Source organism: Halostagnicola sp. A-GB9-2, from assembly GCF_030068615.1.
GTDB lineage: Archaea > Halobacteriota > Halobacteria > Halobacteriales > Natrialbaceae > Halostagnicola.
In genome coordinates this window covers 51888-76716 of the sequence record NZ_JASJOC010000016.1, presented here as the reverse complement: position 1 = coordinate 76716, position 24829 = coordinate 51888, and the positions used below count along the sequence as shown (strand labels likewise).

Here is a 24829-nt window from a genome sequence, read left to right as displayed (position 1 = left end):
AGTACAATCAACTTTAAGCTGCCGCATGATAGCTAATGGATACTTATCTACGTGAGCCTACTGTTTCAGTAGGTGTAACCAATCACCGAATTCCGTGTTTCATGAGCGTTTCCCCGACGTGTCGAGGAAATCTCGCCAACCGGTTCCGAATCGGCTCCGTAATGATCTCGTTAACGCTCTCGCAGGTCGGCTTCTATCATTCGTCGAGACGACGGTCGAAACCGGCCACGGTGCCAGATCGAGCGAAATCCGAACCGCGGGTCGGGCCGCGCATGGGGGCTCGCTATCGATGAAGGTCGCAATCGTCCACGTCTCTTGTTCAATCAGCTGTCGAATCCGGCAATTGGTCTTTTGAACCGCCAGAGCACATCCCTTGCTGGAACGGGCACGGTCCCCGATAGGAAGCGATCGCAGTTCGTCGAAACCGATTTCGATGAAACGCCTCCGGCGTATCCGTCCGCCCGGGTGGCCGCTACAGGACTCCGTCTCGACCGTCATCGCGGTCTCGAGCGCGATTCGTGTCGCGCGCTGCGAGGCGATTATTTCAAGCGAGTATCCGAATCGAGCGAACGAAGTTCGACACTCATTTCGCGGAGTGGGATCAACGAACGAGTCACAAAGCCCTGTGAGACGGACCCTTCGCTCGAGGAACTGTCGTCTGCAACAGTGTGTAGGAAGCGCGATTCGGTGCGCGGCCAAACGAGCGGTGTGAAACCAATCTAACGAGAGGCGTCCAGATTAGTCACCAGGAAGGTGACCGCCGGATTGCATTTCACGATACGTCGTACAGCCTGGACATCCGTGAACGATGTCACCGTTGTCGCCAAAGACGCGTGCGAACTGCTGTGTGACGTGGGTTCCGCAGTTTCGACAGCGTGCGCCAGCTGTCGACGATTCCATCGGTCGCCAGTTGTGTTGCTTCGGGGTCATGGGTTTGAGGAACGGTCAACCACAAGCAGTTCTGAACGCGTGAACTGCCCTTGTCGACCAGTTACGTAGTGCCCGACTGGGGTGTGTCTGGCTTTAGTACACAGCGCGCGTAAAGCTGGGCGATAGTGTCGTCGATTACGCCGGTTTCAGTCGGACATACTACAATGAAGGCCATCAGATGCGAATAAAGGACGTTGACTGTTCACTGAGTGAGTGGGTCCGGATCGTTGGTAAATGCAGTGTTTCTACAGTCAGATCTGGCGCCTCAGTGTGTTATCCGCAAAGATTGTGCTGTTTAACCAGAGCCGCGATTCAACGTGAATTCACCTGTGTTGGTTGGGATTCGGCCCAGCAATATCATGTTGTTTTCGATCCGGGAGGACGAAAACCCGATATTTCCGCTTCGAAATATAAAATTTCGTGAAATAATGGTCAGGCTTCCTGCTGTAAGGTACATCGTTATAAAATACCACTATCGCTTACCGAAAAGATAGCTAGAATGTGATGGAGGAAGCTGGGTCGGAAATGAACAGAGACGATCTGTACTGACACCTCTCGAGTGATCGAGGGCGAAATACAATAGAAACGACACAGCCCCGCCAAATAAGTGATTTAAACTATGTCAACGCAAGCGACTAACACGAGCACGGAGACAGGACTCGAATCGAAAGCACAACTAGACATTCTCGGCGACGAGTGCGCCCGGACTATCCTGGTCGCGACGAGCGAGAAGCCCCGAACTGCCAAGGAACTCACGGCGCAAACGGATAGCTCCTCGGCGACGGTCTACCGGCGAATCAACAATCTGCTCGAGAGTGGACTCCTCGCCGAGTGCATTCGGTTCGAAGAGGATGGATCGCACACCACCGCCTACGAGGCCACGATTGAAAGACTCCACGTACAGATCGGAACGGACGGAATCGAAGTTTCGATCGCGGGCCGACACGAGTGAGTACTCCGAGCCGGATGGATCGGTTTCGTATCGAATAACAGAGGATAGCGATCCGACGCAGGATCGAGTGGGCCGGATAGATCTTGTTACCCGTGGCTTGAATTCGATTCGACGAGTAGGAGACCTGTTCGAATAGAATTGCCGAACTGCTAGAAATCGTGTCTCTCAGCGGAACAAACAATTTAATTCCTGGCAACAATAGTGAAAGGAGACGTGAAAACCTGTATGATACGGATAACAAATATCCGTTCAACAGAACGGTCAACCCGATTGAGCAATGCACGACCTGACCGGCTTCCAGCGAGACCTGTTGTACGTAATTTCCGGCGCAGATCGACCGTCCGGACAAACCGTCAAAGACGAGGTTGAAAAGTACTATAGCTCGGAGATCAACCACGGTCGATTATACCCGAATCTCGATACGCTAGTTAACAAAGAGCTCGTCGAAAAGGGACAGCTCGACCGACGAACCAACTACTACGCGATTACCGAGGCCGGAACCCAACGTATCGACGAACGGCGCGAATGGGAGGAACAGTACATCGACCTTTGACGTTTTCCTCGCGCGCCGAGTGTTGAGTCACCGGCGATGGCCGTCCGGTCATGGCTACGAGCGTGTTTTCCGGACTGATTCTCCGTTCTACAGCGTACAATCACACATCTCACTCCGACGGAGTCCCTGCTAATCAGCTCCGACGGGAGAAGAATCGACAACCGAAATCCACACGAGCGCGGTCAAGGACGTACAATTTCTCTGAGAGTCGGTCAGTTATGCATCTAAAACCGGACAAGACGGGTTCTCCGCCCCATCCTCGAAAACCGGGACCATTCATTGAAGAGGACGGAACGCTCTCCGCGTCGACGAAGTGCGTAGGGTTCTCTCCGTAACCAGGCTTCGAGTCGGGTAGTTCGAGCATAACAAAGCCCGAGATAACCTATGAATCCAACAGTTTGAGAATGGAAATTCCATCGCCCGTGTTTTTGACGACTACAGAGGTGTGCTATCGATGAGCCTACGAACGAAAACCTGGGTCCGATTTCAGCTCCTTCGCGATTACCCCCTGGACCTCGCACTCACGTCACTAGCCGCGCTCATTGCGTACTACGTCGTTTCGACCATGCCGGCTGGCGGTGAACTCCGGACACTCGTCGCGATCGTACTGGTGCTGTTCTTGCCGGGATACGTGCTCGTTGCGATCGCTTTCCCGGCGAAGGCCCGACACACAACCGGTGCAGATGCGAGTGCGGTCGAACACCAGTTCCGAGGGATCGACACGGTCGAGCGACTCGGGCTCTCGTTCGTTCTCTCGTTGGCGCTCGTTCCGATCGTCGTCATGATACTCGCCGTGACCAGCTGGGGACTTTCGACGGAGCCGGTTACGGCCGCGCTTGCAGGACTGACTATCGGCGGTGCACAGATCGGCGTCGTTCGTCGCCTGCGCGTTCCCGGTCCGGATCGCTTTACCATCACACCGTTCGACGCGGTTAGACGGAAGTCAACCGAGAACGGGCTCACGAAAACGGCTTCATCGGTAATTCTGTGGATCGCGATTATCGTTGCAGCAAGCGGACTAGTGTTCGCGTTCGTCTCGCCGACCGCCGCCGGCGGGTTTACCGAACTCGGACTGTACACGGAAAACGACGACGGGGATGTCGTCGCCGGCGAGATTCCGGGCGAGATAGAACCCGGCGAATCGATCCCGATCACGTTTTCGATCGAAAACGGTGAGGGCGAAGAGATGGAGTACACCCTCGTCGTTCAGGAGCAATTCTACGAAGACGGTGAAATTACCGAACGGACCGAGTTAGCGGAACTTAGCGCGAGCGTTTCCGACGGAAATACCGTCACCGACGAGCGAGACGTGACGCCGACCGCCGAAGCCGGCGAATCAGTTCGCATCAGTGTCCTTCTGTACGAAGATGACGTTCCTGCTGAACCGACGAACGATAACGCTGACGAGGATACCCACTTCTGGGTGAGCGTCCTCGAGGAGGAGACGGAAGAACCGATTGAAGACGATGAAGAAACTGACGATGAAGCGGCGGACGATGAAGAGGACGCCGACGAAGACGAGGACGGAGCCGATGGAGCGGTCGGCGAAGACGGTGAGGATGGCGAGGACGCCGAGGCCGGCGAAGACGGCGAAGACGGTGAGGATGGCGAAGACGGCGGCATCGGCTTCGATGAAATCTTCGGAAGCGTTTCAGCATAATCCAAGGTGGAGCCTCCGGCCTCAAGCCGTGAGGAACCGGAGGTCCCTCTGACCTATTCGAACGGGCGCAAGCGCCCGTGAGAAGAGAGAGCATCGTGAGCGAGTAGGGTGGGGTAGTTCACTCGGAACGGTACTGTAGCGAGCGGCGGCTGATAGGGTCGGCTATCAGTCATTTCCAGCCGTTCGCCACCCTGCTCTGGAAAGTGATCGACAAATAGGTACAACCGACCCGCTGACACTCCGTACCTCGTTTAGACGACGATAGCGGCGTGTTTTTGACTCGAGTCCTATCGAAAGAGCGGTATTACGGTTTCTCCGGGCGTCCCTGGATTAACTACCGGCATCCAAAGTCTGCGTGAATGATCTGGTACCAGCGCTGAACTCGATACATTCAGCGTTGAACTCGATGCATTGTCAAGAGACGACGAAACGCTCACTGGGCCACAACCGAGCCCACCATGAAACACTATCGGATCCACAGTCGAACGCAGTTGTGTCGGCCTCGATTGAACCGCCTCATACTGCCGGCTGTAACTATATGAAGATTCTCACACCCCCGGGGCGACGAAAATCGTGAACGATGTACAGCCGGAAGTATCAGGGTCAACCGGTTCGAAGGTCTTCAGCTTTTCATCAGCAAACGAGACCGTCGATCACGCGGACCTCGCGAACTCTGGTTGGGCGGAGTCGCTGATCTCGTGGGATTTTTGTTCCCGTTCGCTTTGGGCCGATCAGTCGCGGCGATCGAAATTTCTGAACGGCCCCGAGCGATTCAGCCTGTCCCCGCCGCTATGGCCGGACCCATGGATCGGTAACCGAGATAGCATTTGATCGCACGACTTTCGTATCAAAGCAAGAAACTGGTTGTCCGACTACTCATTCGAGTTTCGCTTCGGGAGGCGGGTGGAATCGAAAACGAAGCGGTTGCATCGATTGGCGCTGATAGGGCCGGTTGTGAGTTGTTTTCGGTTGTTCGCCACTCCACTCTGGCGACTGACCGGTAAACAGGGACAACCGTCCTATGAGACGTTCGAAGACGGACCCGTCGCTGATCGGGCGGACGGACTACGCGGTGTCGACGGAGTAGGCCGAGGTCGGGATCACCGGCTACTCGCCGAAAACGGAATCGACAGACTGGGGCGTCGAGAAACGTGGTGGGCGAGCGCGACGAACAGGACGACCACACACAGAACGAGCGCGACAAGTGGTGCCATAGCCGCGGTCATCGGGCCGACCGACAGCCACGTCAGTGCCAGCGCACCGGCGCCAATCACCGTAACGAGCGCGTAGACGTGTTCCCACTGGCGTTGGTCCTCGAGTCGCCTGCCGATATACGGTTCGAACGTCTCCTCTCGCGGAAGGAGTTCGATCGCGTGATCCTCTGAGTTCCAGTCGACGATGCCGTGATCCTCGAGCATGGGGAGGTGCGTCTGGTACAGCGAGATGTACACGCGTCGTCGCTGCGTTCGAGTGACCGAATCCGGTTCGGTGTCGTTCTCCCAGGCTGCAACCTGTTCGACCAGCGAGGAGAGATCACAGGAGCCGTTTCGTTGTTTGAGATACTGTACAGTCCGTCGTCGGCGAGCGTTGCTGAACACGTCGAACAGCTCGGCCTGAGTGAATTCGCCATCAGTCATCGGTCTCACTGCGTTCCCGTTATCGATCCCGTCCGCAGGGGGACGGGTGTCTTCGAATACCTCACGCTCACCTCTCCGACAGTTGGATACTTTACTATCTTACTGCTACCCTATCGAAACCGGATTGTACTCATCAGCGCCTGTGACTGACGTCTAATCCAATATTTTCCGATAGGTGGTCGTGCTCAGAGGGAAGATATCGTTCTCGAGCGACGAGACCGCCTCCCCGTTTACCCAAACAAGTGGCCCGTAGTTCGTGGCTACAGCGTCCGCAGGGCGAGGATAACAAAGCCTCGTTACCCGGAGTACACAGATGATTGCCCACGCTGGGTATCGATTACCAATGAAGGTGAGTGAGATTCAGGACGACGTGACGATTCGTCGACGGCGACGAGGTGTGTTGACATGACGGAATTACTCTGCGGTCGTGACTGTACGATAGCAGAGACGGCGACCGTCGGCTCTGGCGAGTTCGATGAACCGACGCGAATCGGCAAGGAAGCAACTATCAGAGAGGGCTCGATCGTTTACGGGAACGTAACGATCGGCGATGGATTCACGACCGGCCACGACGTACTCGTCCGGGAAGGATCGACGATCGGGGACAACGTCCTCGTCGGCACGAAAACCGTCATCGACGGCCAGACGACGATCGGCTCCGATGTGAGTCTTCAGACCGGTGTCTACGTTCCCACGGAAACCACGATCGGCGACAACGTCTTCGTCGGACCCGGCGTCGTCATGACGAACGACGAGTATCCGGTCCGTACCGAGCACGAACTAGACGGCCCGACTATCGAACGGGGTGCGTCTATCGGCGCAAACGCGACGCTGTTACCGGGCGTGACGATCGGTGAAAACGCGTTCGTCGCCGCCGGTGCGCTGGTCACCAGCGACGTGCCGCGAGACAGCCTGGCGGTCGGGTCGCCCGCACGTATCGAAACCTTACCCGAGCCCCTCGAGGGTGCGAATCAGCTCGCATGACGGACATCTCGATCGCAGATCCGGAGCTGAGTGCCAACGCGATGGATCGCGTCCACTCGCTCCTCGAGGACGGAATGCTCGCCGACGGGCCCGAAGTGAGAGCCTTCGAATCGGAGTTCGCGAGCTACTGCGGCGTCGATCACGGCGTCGCGACCGCGAACGGGACGACGGCCCTCCACGCCGCGCTCGAGGCGCTGGGAGTCGAACGCGGCGACGCGGTCGTCACGTCGCCGTTCTCGTTCGTCGCCAGCGCGAACGCGATTCGTCTCGCCGGCGGCCTGCCGGTTTTTGCGGATATCGACCCGGAGACGTATACGCTGGATCCGGAAGCCGTCAGAAAGATTGTGCGGGAACGTGACGATGTCGTCGGAATCCTTCCGGTTCATATCTACGGACTGGCGGCGGATATGGACGCCCTCAAGGAGATCGCTGACGGGCACGATCTGTTCGTTCTCGAGGACGCCTGCCAGGCCCACGGAGCCACGATCGACGGCGAACGCGTCGGAAGTTTCGGCGACGCCGCGTGCTTCTCGTTTTATCCGACGAAGAATATGACGACCGGAGAAGGAGGGATGGTCACGACAGATAACGAGCAACTAGCGGATCGTATCGCCGGATACGTCAACCACGGCAGAACCCCAAACGACGGGACCGGCGGCTACGACCATCACGAACTCGGCCACAATTATCGGATGACGAGTCTGGCGGCAACGATCGGACGGGTTCAACTCGATCGGCTCCCCGAGTTCAACGACGCCCGTCGAGACACTGCAACCGTCTATACCGAACGGTTTGCCGGCCTGCCGGTAGCAACACCGACGGTCCCCAGCAGTCACGGCCACGTCTACCACCAGTACACGATCCGCACGGACGAGAGAGCAGCGCTCCGCGAGACGCTCGAGGACCACGGCGTCGGCTCGAAGGTCTACTATCCGACGCCGATTCACAGACAGCCGGCGTACGAGACGACCAGCACGGCGACAACCTCGCTCCCGCGGACGGAGCGAGCCGCCGAGACCGTTCTGTCGCTTCCGGTGCACCCGAATCTCACCCACGACGACAGGGAGCGAGTCGTCGAAGCGGTAACCACACAATTCCAATAATATGACAGGAAGTAGTCGTTCGACCACAGACTCGACCCCGATCCGCGCCGGAGTTGTCGGGGTCGGTGCAATGGGAGAAAATCACGCACGGGTGTACAGCGAACTAAGAAACGTCGACCTGGTCGGGGTGTCGGATCTCGACGCGACGAGTGCACGCGCAGTCGCCGCGGAGTTCGGAACGGAAGCGGTCCCCTTCGAAAAACTCCTGAAACGATGCGATGTCGTCACCGTGGCCGTTCCGACCGCGGCTCACTACGAGACGGTTTCTGCGTGTCTCGAGGCGGACATCCACGTACTCGTCGAGAAACCGATCACCGAATCGATCGAAGCGGGGAAAGAACTCGCTCGAACCGCCCGGGAACGTGAACTCGTCCTCCAAGTAGGCCACATCGAGCGATTTAATCCCGCCGTACAGGGCGTTATGGATCTTATCGACGACCTCGACGTGATCGCGGTCGACGCCAAACGGCTCGGCCCGCCGGTCGATCGAACCGGACTAGACGCCGTCACCTACGACCTGATGGTCCACGACGTCGACGTCCTCAATGCGCTCCTCGAGGGAGAACCGGAACCGCTTATGGCGGCCAGAGCCGCAGACGGACAGTACGCGAGCGCGACGATTGAGTACGGCGGCGTCATCGCGTCGCTCACTGCGAGTCGAGTCACACAAAAGAAAATTCGGAAGCTCACCGTGACCGCGCGCGAGTGTTTCGTCGAGGTCGATTACCTCGAACAGTCGATACTGATCCATCGGGACTCCTTCCCCGCTTACGTGACGGACAACGGCCAGAATCGGTATCGGCACGAAAGCGTCATCGAACGTCCGCGGATCGACAACGGCGAGCCGCTACGACACGAACTCGAGGCGTTCCTCGAGACCGTTCGAACTGGCTCCGAACCCGAAGTTACCGCTGAAGACGGGCTGAGAGCGATCGAAACCATCCAACGTCTTGATCGACTTGCCGAAGCGGAACCGGCGGAGGTACGGACCCAATGAGCGGACCGTCTCGATCGGCCGAACGAACGGACGCGGGCGAGGAGCATCCCTTCGGCCTGTACGAATCGACGGCTTCCGAATCGTCTCAGCGCGAGTCTCTGACGAGCGGGGACGTTCCGGTCGCCGTTTACGGCCTCGGAAAAATGGGGCTCCCGCTTGCGACGGTCTACGCCGAGACCACGTCGAACGTGACCGGTGTCGATGTCGATCCCGACGTCGTCGACACCGTTTCTGGTGGGAACTGCCACATTCGAGGCGAACCCGGGCTGGCGGCCGACCTCCGCGCCGCCGTCGATACCGGAGCGCTGGAGGCGACCACGGACGGAACGCGAGCGGCGTCTCGAGCACGTATTCACGTTATCATCGTCCCGACGCTGTTAGACGACGCTAACGAGCCGAACCTCACGACCGTCGAATCGGTCGCGGACGATATCGCCGCCGGCTTACAGCCCGGCGATCTGGTGATCGCCGAATCGACGCTTCCGCCCGGGACATGCAAAAGCGTTCTTCGCCCCCACCTTTCCGAACGGAGCGGCCTCGATCCGGATGCGTTCGGACTCGCGTTCTGTCCGGAGCGGACCTCCTCGGGAACGGCGCTCCGAGACATTCGTGGCCAGTACCCGAAAGTCGTCGGAGGGGTCGACAAGGAGAGCACGCGCGCGGCGGCGCTCGTCTACGACGAACTCTCCAGTAACGACGTGCATCCGGTCAGCGACGCGACGACCGCTGAGGCCGTGAAGGTGTTCGAGGGGATCTACCGCGACGTCAACATCGGACTGGCGAACGAGCTCGCACGTGCCTGCGAGTCGTTCGGAATCTCGGTTCGCGAAGCGATCGAAACCGCGAACGACCTTCCGATGTGTCAACTGCACGACCCGGGACCGGGCGTCGGCGGCCACTGCATCCCGTTCTATCCGCACTTTCTCCTCTCGCGTTCGGAGACGGAAATGCCGCTCACCCGGACGGCTCGTCGGGTCAACGATTCGATGCCCGGCGTCACCGTCGCCCGACTCGAGCGAGAACTCGAAGCCGACGACGTGACGCTGTCCGATGCATCCGTCGCCGTGCTCGGAATCACGTACCGTCCGGGCGTTGAGGAAACGCGAGCATCCCCAGCCCTCGGCGTCATCGACGAACTCACCGAACGCGGTTCCGCCGTCTACGGCGTCGACCCGCTCGTCGACCCGTCCGAGTTCGGGGCAAAGCCGCTCGAGGTCGATGACCTCGTCGACCGGGACCTCGATGCGGTCGTGCTGGTGACGCCTCACGAGGAATTCGACCAAATCGACTGGACGCACCTCGAGTCGCTCGTCGTCTTCGACGGACGAGACGCGCTCGATCTCGAGAGCGAGCCGTTCGAGCACCATCGCGGGTATACGCTCGGGGGCCCTACCAAGGGGAGCTCGAAGGGAAACGGGAGAACCGCAGAAACCGGCGGAGGTGAACGGTAGATGTACCGCGGGAAAACCATCGGAGTGGTCGTGACGGCGTACAACGAAGAATCGTTCGTGGGTGAAGTTATCGAAACGGTCCCCGAGTTCGTCGACCGAATCTACGTCGTCGACGACGCCTCTCCCGACGGCTGCTGGGACGTTATCCAACGCGTTAGTTCCCGCATCAACGAGGACGTCGAACCAGAGCTCGCGGTGACGGACGGCGGCGAGAGCAGACGCGTCGTTCCGATACGTCACCAGAAAAACCGCGGCTACGGAGCCGCAGTCAAAAGCGGGTACGAACGGGCGGCAGCCGACGGAATCGACGTCGTCGCGGTGATGAACGGCGACGGACAGATGGACCCCGAAATTCTCGATCGAATCGTCGATCCCGTCGTCACCGGCGAGGCCGACTACGCGAAAGGCAACAGGCTTCGGAACCCCGATGACCGGCAGGGAATGTCGACCTTTCGATTCGTCGGCAACGCGATGCTAACCGGGCTTTCGAAGTTTTCGACGGGGTACTGGTCCCTGAGCGACCCGCAGAACGGCTATACTGCTATCTCGAGGGAAACGATCGAAACGATCGATCTCGATTCGATCACCGACAAGTACGGCTTCCTGAACCACTTACTCACCCACCTGAACGTGAACGGGTTCCGCGTCGCAGACGTACCGATGCAAGCAGTCTACGGCGACGAAGAAAGCAGCATTCGGTACGGTTCGTTCATCCGATTCGTCTCGTTGCTTTTGCTCCGGAGTTTCCTGTGGCGGTTGAAAACCCGATACGTCGTACGAGAGTTCCATCCGGCAGTCATATTCTACGGGGCCGGTGCAACCGGTCTTCTCGCCGGGGTAGCCGGAGTCGTCGGTTCAGCCGTCAAATTCGCTCGAGACGGTGATGGGGTCACTGCGTTGCTCACGTCGGTTCTCACTGCACTCGTCGGCGGGGTGTCACTCGGAGCCGCGATTGCGTTGGATGCCGAGGAGAACGAAGATCTCGAGGTAACTTACGCCGAACACGATTCCTATCCGGACGCGGAGCTCTTCGAACGCTGAGCGCGATTTGATTGGAATCGACGAAGGCGATTGAAACGATACGTTTCGGCTATCGGGTCCGTTTCGACTATCGGGTCCGTATCATACTGCCGGCTGTAAGTCGTTCAGGATTTCGTCGGCCTGGGGGTGAGAAAATCTTCACTTAGTTACAGCCGGCAGTATCAGTAATCGATGAACAATACGGTTGAGATTCGTGCGATTACCGTTGTGTGTGCAATTCACTCGAGGTAGCCGAGATCGGCGAGCCGTTTCTCGACCCCTTCGTCCGCCGTTTCGACCAGTCGGTCCCCGTCGAATCGAGGATACTGCTTCGTTCCGGCCGATTCGACGCACGGAAGCGCCTCACCGTCCATCCGCTCGTCGAACGGAATACCGAGCGTCGACAGGACGGTCGGGGCGATATCGAAGAGACTCGCGTTTCCGACGCCGGCGGCGGGATCGATATCTTCGCCGCGGACGGCGACCGTTCCGTCGAGTTTGTGGTTCCACGGTTCGCTCGGCGGGCCGAACTGTTCGTTGCGCAGTGTCGCCGAGAGGAAGTGATCGAAGTTGGCTGGAACGGTCACGATATCGACCGCATGCTCGCTCTCGGGCCCGTGAAAGTACTCTTCCCTGGGTGTAACTGCCCCGAAAACAGGACGGCCGTCGGGAGTCGTAACCGACCGCAAACTGTCGATAATCTGGTCTCGAACGTCCTCATACTCTTCCGAGGATACGACGCCATCGGGCTCGCGACCCTCGAGGTTGATGCGAACGCCGAGTTCGATCCGTGAACGCACGTACGCGGCCGACTCCGGGAAGTCCACCTGAACTGAGCCTGCATTGACCAGCCCGGCGGGAGCGTGTGCCGCGACGAGGTCGTCGATACCGAGGCGCTCAAGTATCGCACCGATCCGCTGGCTCGTGATACCAAACCCGGCCGCGGTCGCCATCGCTCGGTCCGCGACGCCGAGTTCGTAACTCGTGGCTTCCTCCCCCGCTTTGAGATCGCCGTCACGAACTGTCGCCCAGTTAGGCATTCCCTGCCCGCCGCGTGCGGTCTCGACGATTCCTTCCTCGCGAAGGTACTCGTTGGCCCGAAACTCGTATCCGTCGTATGGACCCATCCCGTGATCGCTGGCGACGATCACGTTCGAGGGCTCGTCGGTCTCGAGTATTTTCTCGAGCTGTCGATCGAGTTCGCGATAGATCGTCCGGATCGCCTCGTCGTCCTCCGGCCGCTTGTGAAAAATCGAATCGGTCGCCTGGAATTCGATGAATCCGAACTCGGGATCGAAACGATCGGTGAGATACCGAAACGCTTCCCCTCGCATCCGCACGCAGTCGCTGTAGGCGCGCCCGAGGTCAGTCGCGCTCTCGTCGGGATAGACGCGGTACTCCCCGATCGAATCCCGAACCGCTTCGAGCAATCCCGGCGGGTGACAATCTGGATCCTCCGGCGCAGTGTACCCCGGGATCAATGCGCCGTCGAACTCCCGCGGCGGGTGCGTGACTGGGACGTTTACAACCACGCTCCGAATCCCGTGGCGAGCGAGTACTTCCCACAGCGTCCGCTCGCGAACGTCGGTGGCATTGACGACATCCCAATCGTAGCCATCGAACGAAAGAAAACCGTAGACGCCGTGTTTACCGGGATTCATCCCCGTGGACAGCGACGGCCAGGCCGACGCCGTCCACGGTGGGATCTGAGATTCGAGCGGGCCGTTCGTCCCGTCCCGATAAATCGACTCGAGAGTCGGTACCTCGTCCGCTTCGAACAGCGGATCGAGAACCCGGTCGCAGGCCGCATCGATGCCGACCAGCAGCGTTTGCAGGGAGGATTCGTCGTTCATTGTCGAGACCTGCATCCCGTTTACCCTTCGTTATGAAGGGAACTACTCTCCCCTACCCACTGCCTTCCGGAGCGCGTTACGGGGCGGATTTGGTATTTGATCGTGTATGGTCGTTGACGCCGTGTGCGTCATTTGACGCTGTTGTACATCGAGGCGGCCGTCCGCATGATCCACGACCCGTACTCGAGGCTATAGTACGTCTGTAACTCCGGATTGAACTTCGCCTTGTACCGGTTGATCCGACGCGTATCGGCACCGACGAGATCGTACGTCTCGAGGCCGTTCTCGAGACCGTCTTTCATGATCGCCCAGTCGAGCAGGTCGTTCGTCGGCACGTCGACGTCGGCGTCGGTTCGGACGCCGCCCATCCATCGTCCGGTGGTTCCGTCGTATTCGAGGGCCAGAATGCCGCCGATGAACTCCTCATCCATCCGGAACGTGTACGGACGAACGTGTCCGTTCTGCGTTCGTTCGGCGAGATCAAGAACGAACTCGATCGGGACGCCGAAGCTAATTCCCTGGGATTCGTACCTGGTTTTGACCTGTTCGTGTATCAGTCGAATCTCCGCGGGTCCGCCGACGTCGATTTCGTAGGCGTCCTCGTCAGCGTTCGTGATATTACTCCGTGCATCGCTACTGAACGTCATCAGAAGCTCCTCCTCCTCGAGCGTGAGATCGACGCCGTAGGTGTACTCCGGCGTTGCGTCGTATTCGTTCCACTTGAACGGTCGTGGATCTTCGAACGCCGTCGCCGTTCGAACGTGTCCGTACGTTGGAGACAGCTCCGATTCGATCCATTCGAAACAGCCGTCCATGAACTGCTGTCGACGACGCTCGCGCTTTCGCTGTTTTAGCTTCCCCATGTTTAGAAAGGCCGGACCGAGATACGGTACGCGGAGGTGAGGCGGCGGCGAAAACGCCGTCGTGACGAACTGCTTTCTGATCTCGAAGACGGGGAAGAGTCCAACCGGCTCCTGTCCCTTGTACCCGATCAACGGATGCAACGTCGCGTTGGCGTGTTCGGCCTGCACCCTGAGCGCCTCGAGTTCGTGGCACAAGGTTCCTTGTGGCGACCGTTTTACGAACCTGTTCCACGTCTCGAGGTCATCATCGGTCCCGATACGTACATCGACGCTCATCGATTCACCCGCTCGAACGAAGATGACCGATCCTTACAGTTGGTCGCTCGCCATACCATACGAGACGAGTCGATTTACAATTACTTTGTAAGCACCCTGTTTCCACCCAGACAAAGCGCCAGGTGGCGATGGTAGTATCGTTCATCCGTGCTCGAGAGCGCGGTCTACGCAGTCGAATCCGATTCGAACGAATTGGCCCCGGTTCCGGGCACAGGCTCTCGGACACCCCACGTTATGCGACGAGTAACAATAGCTGAACGTCCGAATAATCAATAACTATCGAATAGATGAAGGATCGTTTAACTCGAGTATTCCAACCGTTCGTAACCGCCGACCGAAAACCAAACCGTATTCTCAGGCGAGCGCCGACCGATCTGGTCGCCGTCTCCGCGTTCGTTGTCGTTGCTGGCGCGTTGTTAGCGATTCTCGATATCGCGTCCCCGCTCGTTCGTGCGGCGGTCGGGTTTCCGCTATTGTTTCTCGCGCCAGGATACGCGACCGTATCGGCCCTCTTTCCGCGAGCATCACCCTCTCAACGCGGTGAGGCCACTCTCCTGGTCGAACACACCCGACCGATAACGGAGGCGGAACGTGCGGCACTGGCCTTCGGCTTGAGTTTTGGTCTCCTTCCCCTACTCGGGCTCGGAATCGGTCTCACGCCGTTCGGGTTTACGACATCGGCCGTCGTCGGCGCTGTAAGCATCTACACGCTGGTCGGCGTCTGGATCGCTGCTGCGAGGCGACACCGAATTGCTAGTGCTGAGCGCTATCGATTCGATTTCGGCCGAAAGCTCGCTGCCGGTCGCCGAGCGGTGTTCGACACGGGATCGGCGATCCACACCGCCGTCAACGTCTTACTGGTGGTCAGTATGTTGCTTGCGTTGACGACCGTCGGCTATGCCCTCGTTTCACCGCAACAGGGAGCGGAGTACACGGATTTGCGACTTCTCACTGAAGACGGCTCAGACGAGTTCGTTGCGTCGAACTATTCGACGTCGGTCGAATCCGGTGAAGCAATTCCGTTCACCGTCGCCACCGAGAACCAGGAAGGAGAGGAAATGGAGTACACAGTTGTCGTCCAGGAACAGTGGATCAGCGACGGAGAGATACTCGAGCGAACGGAATTAGAACGGAGCGATTACAATCTCGACGACGGTTCGATCGAATACAGTGAGCAAAACGTCACCCCTGAAGCCGAGAGTGGAGCGATTCGGATATCGGTCATGTTGTACGACGGCGACGTTCCTGACACGCCGACGCACGACAACGCATATCGGTACACGTATTTCACGACCGAGGTGACTGACGAGACAGCGGCGGAGTGAGATGGGCAATCCACAGCAGAAGACTACCTTCCTGACAAAGGAGGTCATAGAAGGGTTCTCAAGGATTGATTTCGACCGAACCTTCAATGGATAGTACGGTCAGTAGGCCTGCGAACCGAACGGCAGGATTTTTATCATATATTGGTTATGTTTGTTGAGCCGTGCTGCATATACCGCGCACTAGCGCGCTCTATTCTTGAATAGAGGCTATTTGAGAACCATAAACAAGGAAGGGGGATACTTTTCGGTAGCAAGGTAGAATTACACACTAATGAGTTTTCCTGAGATAGATTCGGCTGTATTCTTTGGTTTGATTACAATGGTAACCTGGGGAATCTGGGTAGTCTTGGGCAACGCTGCGTCGGAGTCTATCGATCCGAGGACGGCCGCTGCAATCTCCTATCTTGTTGCGGCACCCCTTGCACTCGGATACATCCTCGTTTCAGACGCATCGCTTGTCATTACTGCGAGAGGAGGACTGCTCGCTGGCACGGCCGGAGTGTTCACCGGAATAGGCCTGATTTCGATGTACATCGGCTTTTCCGGAGGATCAACAACCGTCGTCTCTACTCTCGGTGCGATGTACTTCGTCGTCGCGGCTCTCATCGGTATGGTCATTCTTGGAGACGAAGTTACGATAACGAGAGTTGCTGGGATAGCGTTCGCAGTTATTGGGATCGTCTTGGTTACCCGATAAAATAGCCCTACGCAATTGTTGGGCATGGGATATACTCTTGAAAAAAAGTGAGCCAAGGCGCGTCTTCCACTTTCTTAGTAGGTGTCAGAGGAAGCAAAATCCTTCTCGTTGCTGGTTCATCTGTATCTACCAGTCCACGTGTCTCCGTCTACACTCGTCGCCGTGCTGGATTTTCGCTCTGTCTTCAACACGCCGTTCTTTACAGATACTTGATAGGTCCCAATCCGCAGCGTTCCATCGTTTGCTTGTACTTACCGTTCGTCGGGTAGTCGAAGAGGGATGCGAACCGTTCTATGACACCTTCTCCTAGCAACTTGGAACCCGAATCGAACGGATGGAGGTGCAGGTAGCCAGGAGTCAGGCCAAGGGCCGGACCAACGATCCCAATAAAGGTGTTTCCAGCGACGGCGCAGCCCCCATCGATAGAGTTCTCCGAAACGAATTCCGGTCTTCTCCCCCGCTCGAATACCGGTGACGTGGGGCTCTATATGATCTTTGGTAACGCTGGGGTGGCGTCCGTCTACCCGATGACTGCCGCCGCCATTGGTGTCTCCTTCATTATTCGAGAGAGTAACGCCATAACCGAGCGCCTCGAGATCAGCGGATTGCGGACGGGTTTCCATCGGGTGAGATCGCCGACGACTAACGTACTCCTCGAGGGTTTTGCGGGGCCGACTTCAAAAAGACAAGCGTGAGTACGGTATCGAGATGTTTACTTTCAGAAATCGGTGAATAACAAGGATGCCTACCGGAAACCCTCACAGCAGCTTCGAATGTCTACTCAGTCTGCCGTCAACGGGGAATTATTTCGGAAGTTAGCGCTTGCACTCGGGTTTCTTTCCCTCTTTGGGGGCGTACTCGTTGCACACACCACGCCGGCGGATGGGTACGAGCTATCGCTCTATACAGCGACGCCCACCTTGGTCTGGGCGGGGTTAGCGGGTGCGCTGGGCGTTGCATTGGCGGTCGCTTTTGTTCCGTTATCGAGGAAGGGAAGCGGAACACAATCGGTCGCTCTCGTCCTCGGCGGGCTAGTAATGGCTGTCTTCGCCGGCTTACCCATCGTTCGGGGATACAGGTTTTACGGCCATCATGACGCGCTGACACACCTCGGTTGGGCTCGAGCCATCAGCGAGGGGACGATTACGCCGTTTGATCTCTACTATCCGGGAATTCACCTGGTTACGGCGTTTATCAATTCGACGATTGGAATCTCGATTTCGCACTCGCTACTTCTGGTCGTGGTGCTGGCGATGGTGATATTTTACGTGTTCGTTCCGCTGTCTGTCGGAACGATCGTTCGGGATCAACGAGGAGCAGTGATCGGCGCGTTCTCTGCGTTCCTGTTGCTACCGATCACGTCAATCTCAATGTACCCGATGGCACACGCGATGACGCAAGCGGTGCTGTTCTCGTCGATAATCGCGTACCTGTTGATGAAATACGTCCGGACGGGTACCGCGACGAAATCGGTTTCCGGTGTGGGCGTCGCACTCGTCCTCGCAGCAATCGCAACCGTCGTCTATCATCCGCAACTCGTCGCTCACTTGATCGTCGTGTTCGTCGGGATCTGTGCGCTCCAATACCTCTCGCGACGTGTTGCAAGCGGCGGCCGGATGGCCGCACAGACGCCGGTGTACGGGCACGCACTGCTACTCATCGGCCTGTTCTTACTGTGGACGTCGAATCACGGGTTTTTCGGCGGGACGATCGAGTATTTCTTCGGTTCAGCCGTCGATTTCCTGCTCGGAGAAGGCGGCGGAGCGGGGGATGCCGTCGCGGCTCAGGGCGGTTCTCTCGGCGCTATTGGCGGCAGTCTCCTCGAGATCTTTTTCAAACTGTTCACCGCACACGTGGTGTACGTGGTACTCGTTGGCGGACTCGCTCTGGGAGCAGTCCTCGTCAAGAATTCGGGTTGGGTCGGTCAGATGCGTGCCGAAACCGCGTATTTTCTCGTCGGCTTGGTCGGACTCGTGCCGGTGTTTGGAATCTACTTCCTCGCACCCGGGACGATGTACTTCCGGGTATTTGGATTGATGATGGTATTCGTGACAATTCTGGGAGCAGTTGCGATACACGGGATTATAGCACGGCATTCGAGCGAACGAAAGCGATTTAGATTTACTTCGTCCACTCGACCGCTGGTTGCTGTCGGCTTTGCGTTCCTTTTGATCGTCTCTCTTGTGGCCGTGTTCCCATCACCGTACACGTACAACTCTTCGCCACACGTTAGCGAGCAACAGATGGTCGGATACGAGTCAGCGTTTACCACCCAGGACGAAGACCTCGTATTCGTTGGACTGCGAGACGCCCCCAACCGGCACGATGATGCAATTAACGGTAACGAACAGCGAATGCGACTCCACTGGGACCTTTCCGAGTCCGCAATCGAAGAAGGGCTCGCCAACCAGTCCGACGAGGATCGGTATCTCGCGCTCACTCAATCCGATTACGAGAGAGAGGGAATCGCATATCAGGGCCTTCGGTACACCGAGGAAGAACTCGATTCGATTGAAACGCAACCGGAAGTCAACCGCATTCAGTCGAACGGGGAGTTCGATCTGTACTACGTCGACGCGGGAGGAGAGTAGCCGACCCCGATCGAGGGGCCGAAATCCGGTCGGTTCTTCTGGAAGCCGAACTGTTGTCGAACCCCCTGTCACGGTTCGGCTTACGACGCGATACGCGAAGTTGCTCCCGCCGAAATCGTGGCTCGGCTGTTTCGTATGCGACATTCCCGGTGAGTAAACGCGCTGTTAATACCGTAAGTAGAGATATAACAATACAGCTATCAGTCCGCCGTCTAAGAGAGAATGACAGTCAGCACCGCAGTAGTTGGCGCGGGAACGGTTTCGGAAGTCCACCTGTCTGGGTTGGAAAAAAATCCGCGAACGGATCTCGTTGCGATCTGCGATATCGATTTTGAGCAGGCGAGCGACGCTGCAAAGCGATACAGTATCACGCCGTATTCGGACCTAACCGAACTCCTCGCACAGGAATCGCTCGACTGGCTCCACGTCTGCACCCCCGTCCAAAGCCACCTGGAGATCAGTAAACAGGCGATCGAAGCGGGGATTCCGCTCTTGATCGAAAAACCGATCACGGAAACGGTCGAGGAGCTCGAGGAACTCGAACGGCTAGCCGACCGCCACGACGTGCCGGTCTCACCGGTAAATCAGCACATGTTTGACCCGGTGATGCGCAAAGCACGCCAGCTATTTCGATCGGGGAAAATCGGAACGGTTCGGGGAGTCGACCTCATTTACACGGGTCTCTCGGCACCGGACGACGTGAACCGTGGCTCCTGGGTATTCGATCTCCCCGGCGGAGAGTTCGAAGAGGGACTACCACACCCGATCTACTCCGGTCTCGGGGTGAGCGGGTATCCTCGCTCCGAAGAGAGCGTATCGGCGACAACCTGTCTTGTCGGCGATTACGACGAACAATTCACCTACGATACCGTTCAGGTGCAGTACGTGACTAGCGACGACATCCTGTGCAACCTCAAGATGATATCCGGATCGAGACCAAAACACGAGATCCAGATCCACGGTGAGAACATGTCCGTGAAAATAGACATGATTCTGCAATCCGTGCAGACGATCGAGAGCGACTATCACCTCTCTTCGATAGAGAAAGGCAAGCAGTCGATTAGTCGCTCGGCAAACCATCTCTCGAGCCTTTTCTCCAATCTCAAACTCGTGGCCGAGGCGCAGTACAAGGACGATTGGGAGACGGCCAAACGAATGAATCCCCACTACGACCAGTTCGATCGAACGGCGCGTGCACTCGAGAACGGCACCGAGATGCCAGTCCCCCTCGAATCGTCGATGTGGACACTGCGGATCATGGAACAGATCCGTAACTCAGCGACCGCCGAAGCCCCGCCCATCACAACGATATGAGTTGTCGTCCGGCAGTCATCCGTTCTCGGGAGCGACATCGAGAACTCTCCGTACGAACCCGCTTCGACACTGAGCGATGGTATAACGAATGTCCGTGATGCGATCCAGAACCAGCAGGCAAGTCAATGGTGGATGAGCGGAAGATACTCTCGGGGTTCAAGGCGACGCTGGTCGCAGAGGCCGTTCGGACCGTCGCGAAGGGAGTTCTCATTGTACTGCTCGCTCGCACCTTCCTGACTCCCGACGAGTACGGGTTGCTCTTTCTCGCCATTTCTGTTTTCGGAGTTGCATTACTCTTTAGCAGATTGGGGATTCCACGTTCGGCGGCGAGATACGTAACCGACTATCGCGAAAACGATCCCGGCCAGGTCCCATATATCGTGCGTGAATCGCTGAAGTATATCGCTGTCACCACACTGCTTGTCGCCGCTGTAATTGGAGCGTTTCATCGGCCGTTATCGAACGTGTTCGGAGAACCCGAACTCGCTCCGTTTTTGCTTCTCGGGTTTTTGTACATTATCGCCAAAACCGCGAACTCGTATATCTATACAGTATTTCAGGGATTCAATCGCGTGGCCTGGAGTGCCAAAGTGGCGATCGTTTCGAACTGTGGAATTTTCATCGCTGTTTTAACGCTGCTATTACTGGGATTCGGCGCAGTCGGGGCGCTATTCGGGTATATTGTGGGATACGCACTTGGTGCGCTTTGTGGTCTCGTTGTATTGTGGATATTTCTCGGGACGTTCGACCGGGCACCCGCGAAGGAGCAGGGAATTACGAAGCGGCTGCTCGAGTACAGCATTCCTCTTTCGGTATCGAGCGGATCAAACGTTCTCTACAAGAGAGTCGACACGATACTCATCGGAATTTTTCTCACGCCAGCAGCCGTAGGATACTACACGCTCGCCAAGCAGCTCTCCGATTTCATCATCGCACCCGCGAGCTCGCTCGGGTTCGCAGTTTCCCCCTCTTACGGAGAATACAAATCCAACAGCGAGCTTGATCGGGCTGCTGAAATTTACGAGACAACCTTCAAATATAACGTTCTGTTCTACGTTCCGGCCGCAGTCGGACTCGTTCTCGTCGCGGAGCCGCTAATCCGGTTCGTATTCGGCGCGGAGTATCTCGGTGCGGTGGCCGTTATCCAGATTTTTTCCGTTTTTATCGTTTTCCAGTCGATAGATAAGATAACAAACGATGCGCTGGACTACCTCGGCCGGGCCAAGCATCGAGCGATTTCGAAGGGGGTAACCGGAATCATGAATTTCGGATTGAATCTCCTGCTTATCCCCACCATCGGTATCGTCGGGGCTGCTATTTCGACCGTCATGAGCTACGGTATCATGGTTGCCGTTAACATGTATTTAATTCACACCGAACTCACGCTTTCCCTTGGCTCCCTCTTCAAATCGTTCCTGCTCGTTTGTGGCATAACACTCGGGATGGCTACAGTGGTTCTGTTGACGTTGCCGCTTGCGACCGATATCACCTCGCTGCTCGCCGTTGTCCTCCTCGGGACCGTCATCTGGTTATTGTTCGCCGCCATGAGCGGGCTAGTAGACGTTCGGCGGGCGCTCTCTCATCTGTGAACCGCCTCGTGCTGCGTACCCGGCGATTGGCCACCCGGCGACGGGAAGACACCCTACAGAGCAGGACAAGCCTATACCGCTGTTTCGTGATGACGGGAGATCCGCCCTCCCAATCGCGTTGGCGTCCCCGCTGATCTCGAACGCGATTGCCGACGAGAAGAAAGTCGGTTTTGTAGATATTGACCGACACAAATGGACGGTCACCGATCGCGTACCGCGTTTTCTAGTTCAAAGCCTTGCTTCCGTCATAAAAATAATATTGAGATATTCATAGTGTTCTATACACTATTCACCGAAGAAATGAATGTCTGTTTAATTTGAAGTAAGATAAGCAGAAGATTTATATGTCCGACTTCAAATTAGCTGACTGTATGGCACGCGATAATAACACGATAGCTGATAGAGATGATACTCGCGATACAGATCCAGCAGGTACTGACTCCACCAACAGTAGGACGCTCCAGCGACGAGGATTTCTACGATTTGCTGGAACTGCTGCGGCCGCTACCGCCGCGATGACCGGCGTCGGGGCGGCGGACGAAGACTACGAGGTAATCGAAGTCTCAGCCGGTAGCTCTGAGACGGTCCGCCTGGACGACGGTGAAACCTTCTCGAACGTCCTCGTCGATATCACAGCAACCAACGCCACGTTTCACATTCGAGCGATCGCAGACAATTGGGAAATTCGGAACGTTGGCTTCCGTGGCAACTGGGATAGTACTACAAAGGAGGACGCCATCATCTGTCAGGTCAACAGCTCGAACGCTACTGGCTTGATAGAGAACGTCTACTTCATGGGGAGCGAGAACGATAATACGTATCCCGGAATCACCGGTATCAACGTTGCAAACGGACACGCAGGGGACATCGAGATTCGGAACGTCAATATCCAGAACTGTCCGGACAATTCGATATACGCGAGTAACCCCGGAGACTCCTCGAACCACCCTAGCGGTGCCGGAGGTGGCGGTCCAGTTACCATCAAAGACTCGTACGCCCGCAACTCCAGAGCCGCTGGCTTCCGCGTCGGCACCGATGGCTCGCTTATCGAGAACTGCGTCGTGGTAAACTGCGATAAAGGTGTTTGGGGCTATTACGAACACACCGAGGTCAAAGACTGCGATATATCCGATTCCCCTCACGCGGACGTTAGATGTGGGGCACCGGATTGGTCAAAGGGACAACAAGCCAAAATGACCGTCACAAACACCCACTACGGGACAGAAGACAATAGCGGTGCGACAATTTCCGGTTCGTCGGGCGGAACGCCGCGACGGACCGAGCCTGCGGAGGTCGACGGTGTCCCGCTGAGCGCAGAGGACGCCGCGTCTGGACCAGCGGAATCAAGCGAGCGACCTAACGAAGGAGATGAGGAGGATCACGTCGAGGGAAATGAATACCTCCTCTCGTTCGTCACTGAACGGGAGGCCCACTTAGCTAGCTACGTGTTCACGGCCGACGGGCCCGTCGAATTCGCCGACGCACCATCCGACAGCCCGTCCGGCGACAGCATCGAGGGCGGCACCTACTCCGGCGAGGACTTCATCGAAGAAAGCGACGGCGAATACCACGCCGGCGGAGTCACGGGCGGCGGACACGGCGATACCTTCTCCGTCGACGGATCGATCACCTCGATCGACATCGAGCAACCCGACGCGATGTGGATCGAACTCGACGGCGAGGAGATGGCGATCGAAGAAGTGATCGAGGAAACCGGCGGAGACGGGGAGTGAAACGGTCTCTCGAGCAAAGCCGACGGCGACGAAATCAAAGTGCCCGATTCGATTTTGGACTCTCTCGAGAAACTTCGGGACGAACTCGACGGGTTGTCTCACTTCAGCGGGCCGCTTACGGCGCGGTAGACTGACTTCGCCACCGTCATCTCCAAGCCGGACGACTCGACGACGTAGTACGGTCGGAGTTCGCCGTTGAACTTGCCCTTGTACTCACAGAGGCGTTCGGTGTTTGCACCGACGAGATCGTATCCGGTCACCGACTCGAGTTCGGGATCGGTAACGATATCCTCCAGGATGACGTACTGGAGCAAGTTATTGACGCTGACCCGTTCGTAGGACGCCGTGACGCCGCCTTGCCAGTAATAGGCGAGGTCGTTAGAAAACAGCGTAATGATACCGCTCTTGTACGTCCCATCCGGAGTTCTTGCGACGTACACGCGCCACCGATCATCGTCTAGACGGGAGAGAAGATCGCGGAGAAACAGCCGAGACATGGGCGCGGTATCGTCGTACTCCTGGTACTGTTCGACGACGTCGTCGTAAATCCTGAGTGCGGCGTCGATACCCTCCGTTTTGATCGTCAGATCTAGCTCATCGTATCGCCGCATCTCGTTCCGGAGGCTCTTGCTGAACCCCATCATAGCATCCTCGACGTCGTCACAGCCCTCGAGATCGACGACGTACGTGAACTCCGGTTCCATCGTAAACTCGTTCCAGCCGTACGGCCGCGGATCCGTATACCCGAGCGGACAGGTCATTCGAAACAGCGTCGACCGTTTGTCGATTTCGAGCCGCTCGATAACCGCCTCGGCCAACCCGCTATTGATTCGCTCCCACTTCCGACGCTTGGGACTATTTGGGTTGATGATCGGCCCGAGCCGAGGAACGCCGAACGAGACGGCCGGTGAAAAGACCGTCCGACCGATCGACTTTTCATCGACGAAAACGGGAAGGAGTCCGACCACTTGCTGACCCTTGTACGCTCCGTAGAGTTGCAGTTCGGCGTCGATGTGGCTGTCGAGTACGGCCAGCGCATCCGGGTCGTGGAATACCTCGAACCCGGACTGGGGGAGCGCATCCCCCCATTCCTCGAGCGTCAGTTGCTCAATTTCCATGGGGTTCTTCAGACAATGAGTATCCGTTTTGTTATCGTGTTGTTACCGTCAAGTAACGACCGAGGAAAGTCGGGTTAGCAGTATTGTCCGGAAGGAAATATAACGATATCCTGAGTGTCTTGGAGACATAGACGATTTATACGCCTTGTACCGGTTGATCTACACGGGAGGGTCGGTACCGAA

The 24829-nt window shown here is 57.3% G+C and carries 19 protein-coding genes; 14 read left to right on the top strand and 5 right to left on the bottom strand.

The window, feature by feature from the left end; translation table 11 throughout:
• Window positions 1–738: 738 nt before the first annotated feature.
• A complete protein-coding gene (locus tag QNM96_RS21290; RefSeq protein WP_283838822.1) occupies window positions 739–930 on the bottom strand; it encodes a hypothetical protein in 192 nt (63 codons plus the stop codon).
• Window positions 931–1549: 619 nt separating this feature from the next.
• On the opposite strand from QNM96_RS21290, the gene QNM96_RS21285 reads away from it, so the two are divergent.
• The 3 genes from QNM96_RS21285 (at window position 1550) to QNM96_RS21275 (ending at window position 4095) form a co-directional block, all read left to right on the top strand.
• Window positions 1550–1882 (top strand): helix-turn-helix domain-containing protein, encoded by a 333-nt coding sequence (locus QNM96_RS21285; protein ID WP_283838821.1) that lies wholly within the window; start codon window positions 1550–1552, stop codon window positions 1880–1882.
• 277 nt (window positions 1883–2159) lie between these two features.
• Window positions 2160–2435 carry a PadR family transcriptional regulator gene (locus tag QNM96_RS21280; RefSeq protein WP_283838820.1) on the top strand — a complete coding sequence of 92 codons (276 nt, stop codon included), beginning with the start codon at window positions 2160–2162 and terminating at the stop codon, window positions 2433–2435.
• Between the two features lie 454 nt (window positions 2436–2889).
• Window positions 2890–4095, top strand: a complete 1206-nt coding sequence (locus QNM96_RS21275; RefSeq protein ID WP_283838819.1) for a DUF1616 domain-containing protein — start codon at window positions 2890–2892, stop codon at window positions 4093–4095.
• A 1100-nt stretch (window positions 4096–5195) separates the two neighbouring features.
• On the opposite strand, the gene QNM96_RS21270 is transcribed toward QNM96_RS21275, so the two are convergent.
• Entirely contained in the window at window positions 5196–5732 is a 537-nt protein-coding gene (locus QNM96_RS21270; protein WP_283838818.1) for a hypothetical protein, read from the bottom strand.
• A gap of 405 nt (window positions 5733–6137) precedes the next feature.
• On the opposite strand from QNM96_RS21270, the gene QNM96_RS21265 reads away from it, so the two are divergent.
• From QNM96_RS21265 to QNM96_RS21245, 5 genes are read left to right on the top strand one after another with little or no spacing between them, the layout of a single operon-like run.
• Window positions 6138–6716, top strand: coding sequence for an acyltransferase (locus QNM96_RS21265; RefSeq protein ID WP_283838817.1), 579 nt, complete (start codon window positions 6138–6140; stop codon window positions 6714–6716).
• Window positions 6713–7819, top strand: a complete 1107-nt coding sequence (locus QNM96_RS21260) for a DegT/DnrJ/EryC1/StrS family aminotransferase (RefSeq protein WP_283838816.1) — start codon at window positions 6713–6715, stop codon at window positions 7817–7819. Before QNM96_RS21265 ends, QNM96_RS21260 begins: the two co-directional genes overlap by 4 nt.
• Before the next feature lies 1 nt (window position 7820).
• Window positions 7821–8816 carry a Gfo/Idh/MocA family oxidoreductase gene (locus QNM96_RS21255; protein ID WP_283838815.1) on the top strand — a complete coding sequence of 332 codons (996 nt, stop codon included), beginning with the start codon at window positions 7821–7823 and terminating at the stop codon, window positions 8814–8816.
• Window positions 8813–10267 (top strand): nucleotide sugar dehydrogenase, encoded by a 1455-nt coding sequence (locus tag QNM96_RS21250; RefSeq protein WP_283838814.1) that lies wholly within the window; start codon window positions 8813–8815, stop codon window positions 10265–10267. Before QNM96_RS21255 ends, QNM96_RS21250 begins: the two co-directional genes overlap by 4 nt.
• Window positions 10268–11308: a glycosyltransferase family 2 protein gene (locus QNM96_RS21245; RefSeq protein ID WP_283838813.1), complete on the top strand. Its 1041-nt coding sequence runs from the start codon at window positions 10268–10270 to the stop codon at window positions 11306–11308.
• A gap of 218 nt (window positions 11309–11526) precedes the next feature.
• Here QNM96_RS21245 and QNM96_RS21240 read toward each other — a convergent pair whose 3' ends face one another.
• Together QNM96_RS21240 and QNM96_RS21235 are read right to left on the bottom strand one after the other, a co-directional pair.
• Window positions 11527–13140 carry an alkaline phosphatase family protein gene (locus QNM96_RS21240; protein WP_283838812.1) on the bottom strand — a complete coding sequence of 538 codons (1614 nt, stop codon included), beginning with the start codon at window positions 13138–13140 and terminating at the stop codon, window positions 11527–11529.
• Between the two features lie 128 nt (window positions 13141–13268).
• Window positions 13269–14279 (bottom strand): GNAT family N-acetyltransferase, encoded by a 1011-nt coding sequence (locus tag QNM96_RS21235; protein ID WP_283838811.1) that lies wholly within the window; start codon window positions 14277–14279, stop codon window positions 13269–13271.
• Window positions 14280–14566: 287 nt separating this feature from the next.
• Between QNM96_RS21235 and QNM96_RS21230 the strand changes: the two genes are divergently transcribed.
• From QNM96_RS21230 to QNM96_RS21205, 6 genes are all read left to right on the top strand, one after another.
• Complete coding sequence (locus QNM96_RS21230) at window positions 14567–15604, top strand: DUF1616 domain-containing protein (protein WP_283838810.1); 1038 nt, start codon at window positions 14567–14569, stop codon at window positions 15602–15604.
• Between the two features lie 271 nt (window positions 15605–15875).
• The gene (locus tag QNM96_RS21225) at window positions 15876–16301 is read left to right on the top strand and encodes a DMT family transporter (RefSeq protein ID WP_283838809.1); all 426 of its coding nucleotides are present in this window, start codon (window positions 15876–15878) and stop codon (window positions 16299–16301) included.
• A gap of 773 nt (window positions 16302–17074) precedes the next feature.
• Complete coding sequence (locus tag QNM96_RS21220; RefSeq protein ID WP_283838808.1) at window positions 17075–18892, top strand: MFS transporter; 1818 nt, start codon at window positions 17075–17077, stop codon at window positions 18890–18892.
• Between the two features lie 222 nt (window positions 18893–19114).
• Window positions 19115–20206, top strand: a complete 1092-nt coding sequence (locus tag QNM96_RS21215; RefSeq protein WP_283838807.1) for a Gfo/Idh/MocA family oxidoreductase — start codon at window positions 19115–19117, stop codon at window positions 20204–20206.
• A 125-nt stretch (window positions 20207–20331) separates the two neighbouring features.
• The gene (locus QNM96_RS21210; protein ID WP_283838806.1) at window positions 20332–21795 is read left to right on the top strand and encodes a flippase; all 1464 of its coding nucleotides are present in this window, start codon (window positions 20332–20334) and stop codon (window positions 21793–21795) included.
• Window positions 21796–22166: 371 nt separating this feature from the next.
• Window positions 22167–23528, top strand: coding sequence for a hypothetical protein (locus QNM96_RS21205; protein ID WP_283838805.1), 1362 nt, complete (start codon window positions 22167–22169; stop codon window positions 23526–23528).
• A gap of 98 nt (window positions 23529–23626) precedes the next feature.
• Here QNM96_RS21205 and QNM96_RS21200 read toward each other — a convergent pair whose 3' ends face one another.
• Window positions 23627–24646 carry a GNAT family N-acetyltransferase gene (locus QNM96_RS21200; protein WP_283838804.1) on the bottom strand — a complete coding sequence of 340 codons (1020 nt, stop codon included), beginning with the start codon at window positions 24644–24646 and terminating at the stop codon, window positions 23627–23629.
• Window positions 24647–24829 lie beyond the last annotated feature (183 nt).

Excerpts from the sequence above, each read along its gene's own strand:
- QNM96_RS21290 (WP_283838822.1), bottom strand. The coding sequence starts at position 930 with ATGACCCCGAAGCAACACAACTGGCGACCGATGGAATCGTCGACAGCT.
- QNM96_RS21285 (WP_283838821.1), top strand. The coding sequence starts at position 1,550 with ATGTCAACGCAAGCGACTAACACGAGCACGGAGACAGGACTCGAATCG.
- QNM96_RS21280 (WP_283838820.1), top strand. The coding sequence starts at position 2,160 with ATGCACGACCTGACCGGCTTCCAGCGAGACCTGTTGTACGTAATTTCC.
- QNM96_RS21275 (WP_283838819.1), top strand. The coding sequence starts at position 2,890 with ATGAGCCTACGAACGAAAACCTGGGTCCGATTTCAGCTCCTTCGCGAT.
- QNM96_RS21270 (WP_283838818.1), bottom strand. The coding sequence starts at position 5,732 with ATGACTGATGGCGAATTCACTCAGGCCGAGCTGTTCGACGTGTTCAGC.
- QNM96_RS21265 (WP_283838817.1), top strand. The coding sequence starts at position 6,138 with ATGACGGAATTACTCTGCGGTCGTGACTGTACGATAGCAGAGACGGCG.
- QNM96_RS21260 (WP_283838816.1), top strand. The coding sequence starts at position 6,713 with ATGACGGACATCTCGATCGCAGATCCGGAGCTGAGTGCCAACGCGATG.
- QNM96_RS21255 (WP_283838815.1), top strand. The coding sequence starts at position 7,821 with ATGACAGGAAGTAGTCGTTCGACCACAGACTCGACCCCGATCCGCGCC.
- QNM96_RS21250 (WP_283838814.1), top strand. The coding sequence starts at position 8,813 with ATGAGCGGACCGTCTCGATCGGCCGAACGAACGGACGCGGGCGAGGAG.
- QNM96_RS21245 (WP_283838813.1), top strand. The coding sequence starts at position 10,268 with ATGTACCGCGGGAAAACCATCGGAGTGGTCGTGACGGCGTACAACGAA.
- QNM96_RS21240 (WP_283838812.1), bottom strand. The coding sequence starts at position 13,140 with ATGAACGACGAATCCTCCCTGCAAACGCTGCTGGTCGGCATCGATGCG.
- QNM96_RS21235 (WP_283838811.1), bottom strand. The coding sequence starts at position 14,279 with ATGAGCGTCGATGTACGTATCGGGACCGATGATGACCTCGAGACGTGG.
- QNM96_RS21230 (WP_283838810.1), top strand. The coding sequence starts at position 14,567 with ATGAAGGATCGTTTAACTCGAGTATTCCAACCGTTCGTAACCGCCGAC.
- QNM96_RS21225 (WP_283838809.1), top strand. The coding sequence starts at position 15,876 with ATGAGTTTTCCTGAGATAGATTCGGCTGTATTCTTTGGTTTGATTACA.
- QNM96_RS21220 (WP_283838808.1), top strand. The coding sequence starts at position 17,075 with ATGTCTACTCAGTCTGCCGTCAACGGGGAATTATTTCGGAAGTTAGCG.
- QNM96_RS21215 (WP_283838807.1), top strand. The coding sequence starts at position 19,115 with ATGACAGTCAGCACCGCAGTAGTTGGCGCGGGAACGGTTTCGGAAGTC.
- QNM96_RS21210 (WP_283838806.1), top strand. The coding sequence starts at position 20,332 with ATGGTGGATGAGCGGAAGATACTCTCGGGGTTCAAGGCGACGCTGGTC.
- QNM96_RS21205 (WP_283838805.1), top strand. The coding sequence starts at position 22,167 with ATGGCACGCGATAATAACACGATAGCTGATAGAGATGATACTCGCGAT.
- QNM96_RS21200 (WP_283838804.1), bottom strand. The coding sequence starts at position 24,646 with ATGGAAATTGAGCAACTGACGCTCGAGGAATGGGGGGATGCGCTCCCC.